This window comes from Nonomuraea sp. NPDC049646 (assembly GCF_044465525.1).
Lineage (GTDB): Bacteria > Actinomycetota > Actinomycetes > Streptosporangiales > Streptosporangiaceae > Nonomuraea.
Genome location: NZ_JBITLU010000004.1, coordinates 482,988 through 494,296, shown reverse-complemented (window position 1 = coordinate 494,296; position 11,309 = coordinate 482,988). Strand labels below are relative to the sequence as shown.

Here is an 11,309-nt window from a genome sequence, read left to right as displayed (position 1 = left end):
GCACGTCCCGCGCCGGGCCGCTCCCCGGCCCGGCGTGGGACGTGGACGCCGGGAAGCGCGCGGAGTTACGCTCCCGGTGGCCGATACGGCGGTGATGGCCATCTTTGGGGGGGAACCCAATGAGCTACACACTTTTGCGCGGCAGCTTCGTCATCCGTTACCCCGACCTTCCCCGGCAGGGCCCCGAACCCGACGGCGACACGATCAAGTTCAGGCCGGACACGCCCGCGCTGGTCGAGGCGCTGGCCCGGCCGTCCGGACGGCCGCCCGAGCTCGGCGCGCGCGGCATCTCCGTCCGCCTGGAGGCCGTCGACGCCCTGGAGACCCACTTCCAGGACACCCACCAGGAGCTGACCGGCGCGAACGCCGCCCGCGACGAGCTGCTGCGGCTGCTCGGCTTCACGAACGTGCGCTTCTTCGACGACCTGCCCAACAAGGTCCAGTCGGCCGACCAGGACGAGCTGCGCGGGCACGTCCTCAGCAACGGCATCGACGCCAACGGCCGGCTGATCGGCTTCGTGTTCACCGGCGAGCACCCCGGGCCCGACGGGCAGGCCGTGTTCCTCGACGAGGCGCTGGTGGACACGTCGGCGAACGCCAAGCTGCTGGCCGCCGGGCTGACGTACCCGGCCTTCTACGCCACGCTGCCCGCGACGCTGCGCACGCACCTGGCCGGCGTGTCGCGCACGGCCAGGACGGAGGCGGCGGCCACCGGCATCTGGCCGCGCTCGGCCGCCGACCCCGACGGGCCGGCCGAGGTCGGCTCGCTGGAGGCGCTCACCCGGCTCGTCATGTGGCCGAAGCTGTTCCGCCGGCTGGTGCCCTACCTGGCGACCGGGGCGGCGAACCTCGACGGCTTCGACGCCTGGCTGCGGGCCGACCCCGTCAACCGGGACGACGCGGTGTTCCTGCTGGACCGGCTCGAACACGGCAACCTGCACGACGTGATCCGGGCCTCGGGCACCCAGATCCAGCTCACGGCCTGGCCCGAGGACTTCGTCATCAGCCCCGACCCGGCGCCGCCCGGCGCGCCCGTCCTCGCCCGCCCGCCGTCCACCGGGGACGTGCTGATCGTGGCCGCGCTGCCCGACCCGGTGGGGGCCGACCGGGGGCACGAGACGGTCACCCTCCTCAACGTCACCGGCCGGTCCGTGGACCTCGGCGGGTGGGCGCTGGCGGACTCGGGGGGCGGGCGCATGGAGCTGACGGGGGTGCTCGCGGGCGGGGGCGTGCTGCAGGTCGTGCTCGACGGCCGGGTACAGCTCCGCAACCAGGGCGAGACCATCCTGCTCGTCTCCCCCGAGGGCGTCACGATCGACCAGGCTGCCTACAAGCCCGACCACGTCCACCCCGGCCACACCATCTGCTTCGGCCGCTGACCCCCGCCCCGAGCACCGGCCTTGCGGTGCTCGGGGCCGCTGACCCCCGCCCCGAGCACCGGCCTTGCGGTGCTCGGGGCCGCTGCCTCCACCCCGAGCACCGGCGTTACGACGCTCGGGGCCGCTGCCTCCACCCCGAGCACCGGCGTTACGGCGCTCGGGGTGAGGGGGTGGTCAGGTGAGGAGGGTTGCCAGGGCGGCGGCGGTGGCCGGGTGGTCGGTGAGAAGGGTCTCGACCTCGCGGTGCCGGGGCCCGCCGACGGCGGAGGGCTCTTGCCAGCCGCCCTCGCAGCCCAGCAGCCCCGCCACCGCGTCGCACGCCGCCGGATGCCCCGCCAGCAGCTCGGCGACCGGCCCGGACGCGACCGCGGGGGCCGCCTTCGGCACGGCCGCCGCCGTCCGGGCCCACGGCGGCGTCCAGGCGTCGACCGCCGTCAGGCTGCCGGGGAACGTGCGCCCGGCCTCCCGGACGAGGACCGGCATCAGCTCGCCCGCCTGGTCGCGCAGCGTCGTGATCAGCTTCGGCAGCCACGGCAGCAGCACCTGGTCGGGCAGCCGTCCGAACGCCTTGGAGATCACCTCCACCACGAACCCGGACAGCGCCGGAGCCGGCTCCATCGCCTGCACGAACCCGGTGATGTACTGCGGGAACGACGGGATGACCAGCGGGTTGCCGAGCAGCTCGTCGCACCGCGACCGCAGCTCGGCCAGCGGCAGCAGCCCCAATAGGTGCTGGGCGGCCCACAGCAGCGCCACCTTGGCCGGCGCCTCCGGATGCGACTGCCGCACCGCGATCTCCAGCTGCGCCCGGTCGCACCCGAGCGCCAGCGCCAGCCCCTCCATCGTGAACAGGAACCCGAGCATCGCCGACACCTGCCGCACCCCGGTGTCGTCCTCGACGAACGCGGTCGGGAGCAGGGTGCAGTAGTGCGCGTACCCCTCGGTCACGAACGCCTCGCACCACGCCGGCAGCGTGGGTTCGGCGGTGCGGTAGTAGGCCAGCAGGCGGCGGATGCGGCGCAGCACGTCGGGCGCGTCGTCGACGCCGCGCTCGCCGGCCAGCAACTCCACCGCCCGCGCGCCCAGCTCGTCGGCGACGCGCCCGCCGCCCAGGTAGAGGATGGCGTCCTCGACGGCGGCCAGGGCCACGGCGGCGGTGGCGTCGGGCTCCCGGACCGCGCGCCGCAGCCGCTGCTCGACCACCTGCTCGATGGTGACGCCCTCGTAGCCGAGCTCGATGATGGCCCGCTGGTTGCGGCCGAGCGCGAGGTCCCAGCTCTCCTGGATGGCCCGCTCGCCGAGCTTGCGCTCGCCCATGATCGGCCGGGCCGCGTCGGCGGGCAGCACGTAGCGCAGCATCCACAGCAGGTCGGAGCAGGGCCGCAGCTCGGGGTCGGCGTGCAGGTCGAGCAGCGCGCGCTGGATCGTGCGCTTGTCGAAGTCGACGCCGAGCGGCCGCAGCCGGTCGTAGACGTTCTGGGCCAGCGGCGGCAGCGCGTCGTAGCCGACCGAGCCGATGCGGTCGCCGCCGAGCAGGATCTCGCACAGGCGCCGCACGTCGCGCCGGCCCGGCACGACGTCCTTCTCGATGCAGGTGACCGCCGCGTCCTGGAAGTCGTACGGCGTGGGCCTGGCCCGGTTGCGCATGCCGGCCAGCAGGATCGACGTCTCGAACACCGCGATGGCGTCGGCGGTGCTGGCGAGGTAGCCGTTGCGCCGGGCCAGCCGGACGATGTCGACGCTCCAGCCCAGCAGCTCGGCCTCGTCGAGCGCGTCGAGCGTCGGCGGCCTGGACAGGAACCCGGTCAGCCGGTCGGCGACCTGCGCCGGCGCGGCGGGCGCGGGCAGCTTGACCGGCCGTTTCCTGGCCCCCTTCTGCCCGCTGAGCTGGAACGGCGTCAGCTTGCCGCGCGTCACCGCCTTGGCCCAGGTGGCGGCGGCGATCGACACCGACCCCGAGGCCAGCCCGAACTGCGCCTCGATGGCCGAGTGGCTGGAGGGGATCAGCCCGTACAGCCAGCGGGTCGCGGTGCGGGGGGCGATCTCGTACGGGGCCGTGGCGGCCAGCCCGAACTGCTCGACGCGGCTGGCGGCGTGGAAGGCGCCGCAGACGTAGAGGCAGTCGGCCGGGTCGGCGCCCGAGGCGGACAGGTGCTCGCGCATCCTGGTCCACATGTAGCGCTCGCGCTCCTCGTCGCCGGCCAGCCGGTCGTCGTCGGGGCGCAACCGGCGGAACAGGCTGCCGATGAGGACCATGACCTGGCGGTAGGTGTCGTAGTCGGCGCCGGAGAGCGGCTGCTCGACGTACTGGTCCCACCATTCCGACCAGTGGCGGACCTTGCCGTGGTGGAGCAGGTGCTCCTCCAGCTCGGCGAAGCGGGGGCGCAGGTCGCCGATCTCCACGCCGACGGCGTCGCCGTGCAGGCCGGCCTCCTCACCCGGTTTCGCCGGCTCCTCCCCCTCGCGCGGCAGCCACTGGAAGACGTGGTCGGCCGAGCGGTCGACCAGCACCAGCTCGACGTCCGGGGTCTCCAGCGCGTACGAGATGGCCTGGTACTCGGCCGACGCCTCGGTGATCGGGGCCACCACGCTCAGCGGCCCCGAACCCTTGGGGAAGCCGTCGAGGTCGGTCGCGAACGCCTGGAGCGCCACCGGCAGGCGGCAGTTGCGCAGCTCGGTCAGCAGCGGCGCCAGGTCCTCGCAGAGTTCCAGGTAGATGACCTTGGGCTGCTTCTCCCGCAGGCGGCGCACCATGGCCAGCGCCGAGGCGGGCGAATGGTGGCAGACCGGGAAGATCTCCAGCTCCTCGCGCAGCGCCCGGTCGACGTCCTCGACCATGCCGGTGAGGATGGACGAGACCGCGCCGTCGCCCGCGAACGCCGAGGCGGCCTCGCTGAGCTGATCCTTCAGCGGTTGGAAGAGGCTCATGACAGGGTGGAGATGGCCTGGCGGCCGCCCTCGAGGAAGTCCTGCCACGGGCCGCCGTCCTTCTTGCTGCGCGGCTCGACCACACCGTGCCAGTACTTGTTGAGGATGGCCAGGTCCTCCGGGCTGCGCCGGGCCAGCGAGCCGACCAGCGAGCCGGCCAGCGTCTCGGGGCGCAGCGTGCGGTCGCCGAAGAAGTGGCTGTGCAGGATGGCGTCCTCCAGCACGCCGATCTGCTCGGCCGTGGACAGCGCGGACTCCAGCTTCTCGTCGTCGCTGGTCGCCGAGGCGGCCGCGGCCCGCAGGTCGGCGAAGCTCTGCAGCAGGATGTCCAGCAGCGTGGGCGGCAGGTCGAGCTCGATCTGGTGCCGGCGCAGCAGCTCCTCGGTACGGAACCGGACGATCTCCGCCTCGCTCTTCTTGTTCGTCACCACCGGGATGCGGACGAAGTTGAAGCGGCGCTTGAGCGCGGAGGACAGGTCGTTGACGCCCCGGTCGCGGCTGTTGGCGGTGGCGATGATCGAGAAGCCGGGCTGGGCGAAGACGATGTTGTCGTCGTCGAGCTCGGGGATGGAGACGTACTTCTCCGACAGGATGGAGATCAGCGCGTCCTGGACGTCGCTGGTCGAGCGGGTCAGCTCCTCGAAGCGGCCGATCACGCCCTGCTCCATGGCGTTCATGATCGGCGAGGGGATCATCGACTCGCGCGACTGGCCCTTGGCGATGACCATCGAGACGTTCCACGAGTATTTGATGTGGTCTTCGGTGGTGCCCGCGGTGCCCTGCACGACCAGCGTGGAGTTGCGGCAGATCGCCGCGGCCAGCAGCTCGGCCAGCCAGCTCTTGCCCGTGCCCGGATCGCCGATCAGCAGCAGGCCGCGGTCGGAGGCCAGCGTCACGATGCTGCGCTCGACGAAGCTGCGGTCACCGAACCACTTCTGCGGGATCTCGCGGTCGAGCCCGTCGGAGCGCTCGGAGCCGAGGATGAAGATGCGGATCATGCGCGGGCTGAGCCGCCACGAGAACGGCTTGGGGCCGTCGTCGACCGACTCCAGCCAGTCGAGCTCTTCGGCGTACTTCGCCTCTGCGGGGGCGCGCAGCATGTCACTCATGGTCGGGGGTTCTCCTAGGTGAGGAAGTTCTTGAGCTCGAAGACGAGCTTGCGGACGTGGCCGGAGAGCACGGGGGTGCCCAGGTCCTTGAGTTTCTGGCGGTACCACGGGTCGACGCTCTGGTGGCCGGAGCTGTTGACCGAGCCGACGGGGATGAACTTGACCCCCGAGCGGTGGATCGACCCGAAGTCGTTGATCAGCGAGCGGTTGTCGTAGAAGTCGGAGATCCACACCATCACGGTGTTGCGCGGATCGGCGATCTTCGGCCTGGCCAGGGCCATCGCGGCCGTGCCGTCGGTGCCACCGCCGAGCGTCGTGCGCAGCAGCACCTCGAACGGGTCGTGCACCCAGGGCGTCAGGTCGAGCGCGCGGGTGTCGTACGCGACGAGGTGCACGTCGACCTTGGGCAGGCCGGCGAAGATCGAGGCCAGGATGGTGCAGTTGACCATCGCGTCGACCATCGAGCCCGACTGGTCGACGACCACGATGAGCCGGGCCGGCGTGGTGCGGCGGGCCGTCTGCCGGTAGTAGAGCCGGTCGACGTAGAGCCGCTGGTCTTCGGGGCTCCAGTTGGTGAGGTTCTTCCAGATCGTGCGCTCGATGTCGAGGTTGCGGAAGACCCGCTTCGGCGGCACCGACCGGTCGATGACGCCCACGCTGGTCTTCTCCACCTGCGTGCGCAGCACCTCCGCGACCTCGTCGACGAACCTGCGGATGAGCGCCTTGGCGTTGGCCAGGGCGACGCCGGACAGGTTGGACTTGTCGCGCAGCAGCTGCTCGATGAGCGACATGCTGGGCGTGAGCTGCCGGGCCAGGGCCGGGTCGGCCAGCACCTCGCGCAGCCGCATGCGCTTGACCAGGCCGCCCTCGATCATGGCGAGCACGGCGGCCAGCTCTTCGTTGCCCGGCCCGTTGCGCAGGCCGCCGGGCTCGCAGCCCATGCCCTTCTCGAACCAGGCGGCGTCCTGCTTCCAGCGGGCCAGGTCGCCCGCCGTGACGTCGCCCGTGCCGGTGGAGAAGACGTTGAGCAGCAGCTTGGAGACCAGCGCGGCGCGGCGCACCTCGCCGCCCTCCGCGTGCTCCTTGTCGGCCATCAGGTCCTGGAGCTCGGCGCCCAGCTCGGGGAAGCGCTGGACGAGCGTGTCCACCGAGACGCCGGGGTCGAGCAGCGCGGGCGGCAGCTCCAGGTCGCCGACGATGCCCATGCTGGCCGTCTCCAGCGCGGGCTGCTCGTCGGCCGAGAACAGCCGCGACATGAGCCGCCAGTACAGCACTTGGCGCCGGGTCTCGTCGGCGCTCGTGGTCGAGTCGGTCATTTGCGCAGCAGCCGTCCTGCCCGTTCGCGCAGCACGGCGACGACGTCGCCGGCCTTGGCCTCGGCCTTGACGACCTTGGGGTCGGTCGGGCCGTTCGCCCAGTCGCCGTTGTGCACGGTGACCGGCTTCTTCTTGACCGTGGCCTGGACGGCGAGCGGCTGCAGCAGCCACCGGCCGCCGTCGCGGCGCACCAGCCCGACGCACGCCGAGGACGCGGCCACCAGCTCCGGCGTGAGCGGGCAGCTCGCCGGGAGCCGGTCGAGGTCGAGGGCGAGCTTGTTGCCGCCCAGGTCGAGGGTGTGCCCGTCGACCGTGTACCCCTCGACCAGCACCGGCTCGGCGATGCGCACGGGGTGGCGGTCGAGCGGCGGCGTGGCCGGGGCCGGCGCGCCCGCGAGCAGCACCCGCGCGGTGGTGAACGGGTCGGCCTCGGCGCCGGTGCGGGCGCGGTCGTCGTGCCAGAGCAGGTCGCCGCCGGGCAGCAGCGGCATGCCGTCGATCTCCACGGACCGGTGGCCGGCCAGCGCGCCCATGAGCACGGGCCGCCCGCCGAACAGCCGCCACACCGACGGCCCCACGATGGTGTCGACCTTGGCCGCCGCGACACTGGTGCGCACCAGCCGCGTCCGGCCCCCGGCCTCCTCCAGGACGCCGTGCACCTGCACCCGGACGACCGTGGCGTGCTCGTGCACGTCGGCGCCGAGGATCAGCAGCCGCCCCGACACCGGCTCGGGCACGCCGTGCCACGGCCCGGACTGGGCGAGCAGCAGCCCGCGCGTCCACAGGTCGGCCCACCGCCGCAGCGGCAGCCGGTCCATCGTCGCCACCGGGGACGCGGCCCGCAGCTCGGTCGCCAGCCCGTCGAGCAGCACGGCGAGCCCGCGCAGCTCGGGCACCCCGAGCAGCGCCTCGATCGCCTGGTCGGCGGCGGAGACGAGGTCGTCGTCGACGCCCCGCCAGCCGGTGATCGCCAGCTCCCGCAACCAGACCCGGCACCCGGCCAGCAGGTTCTCCGGCACGCCGCCCACGGACGCCGCCCCTGTTGTGGCGTCCGTGGCGGCGTCCGTGGCGGCGGCCGGCGGCCAGGATGCGCGGCTGCGGCCCAGCGCCTGGTCGAGGCGGGCGAGCAGGGCGTCGTGCACCGCGCCGAACAGCGCGGCCCGCCCGCCGGCCAGCGCCGCCAGGTGCTCGTCGGCGACCGACCCCGCGGTCACCTTCTCCACCGCCTCGCCCAGCCGGTCGCCGAGCGGGGAGCCCGCGAGCGCGCCGGCCAGCGCGGCCAGCGCCGCGGCGGGCTCCTCGGCGACCCTGGCGAACCCGTGCCCGAGCGCGCCGTCGAACCCCGTGGCGAGCGCGAGCGCCTCCTCGACCCCGGCCGGCCCGTCGCCGGCCAGCTCCCCGAGCTGTACGTCGAGCATCAGCCCACCTCTCCCGTCTGCGGCCCCATCGCCGGGAACCAGTGGAGCTCGGCCAGCGGCTCGGTGCTGTCGGGCACCTCCAGGTAGGCCAGGTGGCGCAGGAACCGGCTGAACACCACGGCCGCCGGGGTGCGCTGGGGGGTGCCGTTCAGCACGCTCATCAGGTGGCCGCCCTCGGGCACCTCGACGCGCAGGTAGCGGGCCACCCGGTCGAGGCCGTACTGGAGCACGGCCTCGTCGGCCAGCATGCGGATGTGTTTGCACGCGTAGCCGTGCAGCGCGCCGCACGGGCGGTTGTTGTTGGTGCTGCAGCTCAGGTCGTGGGTGCCGGCGGCGATCGAGGAGACGTAGACCCGCTCGATGTCGGACCCGCTCGACACGACCCCCTGCAACCTGCCGTCAGCCAGCTCGACGAAGGGCACCTTCGCCAGCTTGCGCGGCTGGACCGGCGGCACCACCCGCACGACGCTGCGCTGCTCCCACGCGGTTTCGTCCGCGTCCAAGGTCTCGACCTCCAGTCTGACGGCATGCTCGCGCCGACAGCCAACTCCGAATGGGCTTGATCAACAGACCCGGAAATCTACCGGAGGCCACCGACAGACCGGACGTGAACGATCATTCACATGGAGGCCGGGCACGCCGCGGGCCGTGCGCGGGCCCGAACCCCGCGCACGGCCGCGCCGCTCAGGAGGTGGCGGCCGCCCAGGTCGGGTGGTCGCCGGGGCCGAGCTCCACGAAGCCGGGCAGCTCGCGCAGCGCCAGCTCGGCCCCGCCCGGCGTGTACGTCGCGATGATCCGCAGCGGCCGCCAGCCGGTGTTGAAGGTGGAGTGCAGCGTGCCCTTCGGGATGTAGATCGCCTCACCGGCCCGGACCGGGAACTCCGGGTCGTCGCCGACGGTCTGCCGCCCCTCGCCCTCGATGACGTAGAGGACCTCGTCGGAGTCGGGGTGCAGGTGGCGTTCGTGGCCCTTGTTCGGGTTGATGACGACCTCGCCGAACGTGGAGGACGCGCCCGGCACGGCGTCGGGCGTCACGTGCCATTTGATGGCCCCCCAGTCGAAGATCATCGTGGGCAGGGCGTCCGGTCGTCGGTGCATGGCGGGTTCCTCCCGGTCAGAGCTGCTTGAAGGCGCGGACCTGTTCGGCGATGGCCCGCTCGGCGGGCAGGCGTTCCATCGAGGACGCGCCGAAGAACCCGGCGACGCCGACCGTGCGCTGCTGGATGTGACGCACGTCGTCGGGCTCGGCGATGGGACCGCCGTGGCACAGCACGATGACGTCGGGGTTGACGGCGACGGCGGCGTCGCGCATCTCCTGGATGCGCACGGCCGCCTCGTCGAGGCCGATCGCGGTGACGGCGCCGATGCTGCCCTTGGTGGTCAGGCCCATGTGCGGGACGAGGACGTCGGCGCCCGCCCGCGCCATGGCGGTGGCCTGCTCGGGGGTGAACACGTAGGGGGCGGTGAGCAGGTCGCGCTCGGCGGCCAGCCTGATCATCTCCACCTCCAGGTCGAAGCCCATGCCGGTCTCCTCCAGGTTCGCCCGGAAGACACCGTCGATCAGGCCGACCGTCGGGAAGTTCTGGACGCCGGTGAAGCCCATGTCCTTCAGCTCGTCGAGGAAGCGCGGCATCAGCCGGAACGGGTCGGTCCCGCACACCCCGGCCAGCACCGGCGTGTCCTTGACGACCGGCAGGACCTCCCCCGCCATCTCCACGACGATCGCGTTGGCGTCGCCGTAGGGCATCAGGCCGGCGAGCGAGCCGCGGCCGGCCATCCGGAACCGCCCGGAGTTGTAGATGATGAGCAGGTCGACCCCGCCCGCCTCGGCGGACTTGGCCGACAGCCCGGTGCCCGCGCCGCCGCCGATGATCAGCCGGCCCGCCTCCCGCTCGGCGCGCAACCTCCGTAGTGCCTCGTCGCGACGCATCAGGCCCCCTTCTCGATCAGCCGGTGCAGCCGGTCGGCGGCCGCCACGGCGAACTGCGCGTTGTTGATGTCCTGGTCGCTCTGCACGACCTCGACGGCGCCGCCCGCGACGGCCGCGAGCACGGCGTCGAAGCAGGCCGCGTCGGCCGCCGGGTCGTGGAACGGGCCGCCCTCGACGTCGACGGCCGAGACGCCGCCGCGCGGCACGAACAGCGTGACCGGCCCCGACGCGCGGGCCAGCCGCTCGCCGATCGCCCGCCCGATCTCGGCGTTCTCGGCGGGGGTGGTGCGCATGAGCGTCACCGTCGGGTTGTGCACCAGGAGCTGCCGTGACCTGAACCGGTCCGGCACGGTCTCCATCGGGCCGAAGTTGACCATGTCGACGGCCCCCAGGCTGACGACCTGCGGGATGCCGGCCCGCCCGGCGGCGGTCAGGCGGTCGGGGCCCGCCGACAACACGCCGCCGACGAGCTCGTCGGCCAGTTCGGTGGTGGTCAGGTCGAGCACCCCGGCGAAGTGGCCGCCGGCCGCCAGCGCCTCCATGGCCCGTCCGCCCGAGCCGGTGGCGTGGAAGACCAGCACCTCGTAGCCCAGGGACTCCAGCCGGGCCCGCGCGGCGTCGACGGCGGGCGTGGTGACGCCGAACATCGTGGCCGCGACCAGCGGTTTGTCCTCACCGGACGGCTCGGCGCCGGCGTCGTGGGAGGCGGCCATCGCGCTGACGGCGGCGGCGGCGTTGGTCAGGATGCGGCGGGAGACGGAGTTGACGCCCGCGACGTCGACGACGCTGTACATGAGCGTCACGTCGGTCTCCCCGACGTAGGCCGACACGTCGCCGCTGACCATGGTCGAGACGAGCAGCTTGGGCAGGCCGACGGGCAGCGCCCGCATGACGGCGGCGGCGATGGAGGAGCCGCCGCTGCCGCCGAGCGCGAGCACGCCGCTCAGCTCGCCGCGGGCGTGCAGGTCCTGGGCCAGGGCGGTGGCCCCGGCGGCCATCGCGGCGAGCGCGGCGCCGCGGTCGCCGGCGCTCCTGAGCCGGTCGAGGGTGGTGCCCGCGGCCCGCGCCACGGCCTCGGCGGGGACGTCGGCGGCCAGCGCCGGGGCGCCCATGACGCCGGTGTCCATGAGGACGACGCCCTGGCCGGCCCGGATGATCAGGTCGCGGACGAGGGCGTACTCCTCCCCCTTGGTGTCGAGGGTGCCCAGCAGCAAGACCGCCATGTCAGA

At 73.2% G+C, this 11,309-nt stretch carries 9 protein-coding genes; 1 reads left to right on the top strand and 8 read right to left on the bottom strand.

Going from position 1 to position 11,309, the window contains the following annotated elements:
• Positions 1-119 precede the first annotated feature (119 nt).
• A complete protein-coding gene (locus tag ACIBQ8_RS14750) occupies positions 120-1,379 on the top strand; it encodes a lamin tail domain-containing protein (RefSeq protein WP_397175808.1) in 1,260 nt (419 codons plus the stop codon).
• 174 nt (positions 1,380-1,553) lie between these two features.
• Here the strand turns inward: ACIBQ8_RS14750 and ACIBQ8_RS14745 are convergent, their stop codons facing one another.
• From ACIBQ8_RS14745 to ACIBQ8_RS14710, 8 genes are all read right to left on the bottom strand, one after another.
• Positions 1,554-4,307 (bottom strand): DUF5682 family protein, encoded by a 2,754-nt coding sequence (locus tag ACIBQ8_RS14745; RefSeq protein WP_397192146.1) that lies wholly within the window; start codon positions 4,305-4,307, stop codon positions 1,554-1,556.
• Positions 4,304-5,416, bottom strand: a complete 1,113-nt coding sequence (locus tag ACIBQ8_RS14740) for an AAA family ATPase (RefSeq protein ID WP_397175805.1) — start codon at positions 5,414-5,416, stop codon at positions 4,304-4,306. Before ACIBQ8_RS14740 ends, ACIBQ8_RS14745 begins: the two co-directional genes overlap by 4 nt.
• Positions 5,417-5,430: 14 nt before the next feature.
• On the bottom strand, positions 5,431-6,732 hold the full coding sequence (locus tag ACIBQ8_RS14735) for a VWA domain-containing protein (protein ID WP_397175803.1): 1,302 nt from the start codon (positions 6,730-6,732) through the stop codon (positions 5,431-5,433).
• Positions 6,729-8,150: a hypothetical protein gene (locus ACIBQ8_RS14730; RefSeq protein ID WP_397192145.1), complete on the bottom strand. Its 1,422-nt coding sequence runs from the start codon at positions 8,148-8,150 to the stop codon at positions 6,729-6,731. The genes ACIBQ8_RS14735 and ACIBQ8_RS14730 overlap by 4 nt, the downstream gene beginning before the upstream one ends.
• On the bottom strand, positions 8,150-8,653 hold the full coding sequence (locus tag ACIBQ8_RS14725; protein WP_397175799.1) for a hypothetical protein: 504 nt from the start codon (positions 8,651-8,653) through the stop codon (positions 8,150-8,152). The genes ACIBQ8_RS14730 and ACIBQ8_RS14725 overlap by 1 nt, the downstream gene beginning before the upstream one ends.
• 181 nt (positions 8,654-8,834) lie before the next feature.
• Positions 8,835-9,248 carry a cupin domain-containing protein gene (locus tag ACIBQ8_RS14720; RefSeq protein ID WP_397175798.1) on the bottom strand — a complete coding sequence of 138 codons (414 nt, stop codon included), beginning with the start codon at positions 9,246-9,248 and terminating at the stop codon, positions 8,835-8,837.
• Positions 9,249-9,264: 16 nt separating this feature from the next.
• Complete coding sequence (locus ACIBQ8_RS14715) at positions 9,265-10,080, bottom strand: phosphoenolpyruvate hydrolase family protein (protein ID WP_397175796.1); 816 nt, start codon at positions 10,078-10,080, stop codon at positions 9,265-9,267.
• Positions 10,080-11,303: a Tm-1-like ATP-binding domain-containing protein gene (locus tag ACIBQ8_RS14710; RefSeq protein ID WP_397192144.1), complete on the bottom strand. Its 1,224-nt coding sequence runs from the start codon at positions 11,301-11,303 to the stop codon at positions 10,080-10,082. The genes ACIBQ8_RS14715 and ACIBQ8_RS14710 overlap by 1 nt, the downstream gene beginning before the upstream one ends.
• Between the last annotated feature and the right edge of the window lie 6 nt (positions 11,304-11,309).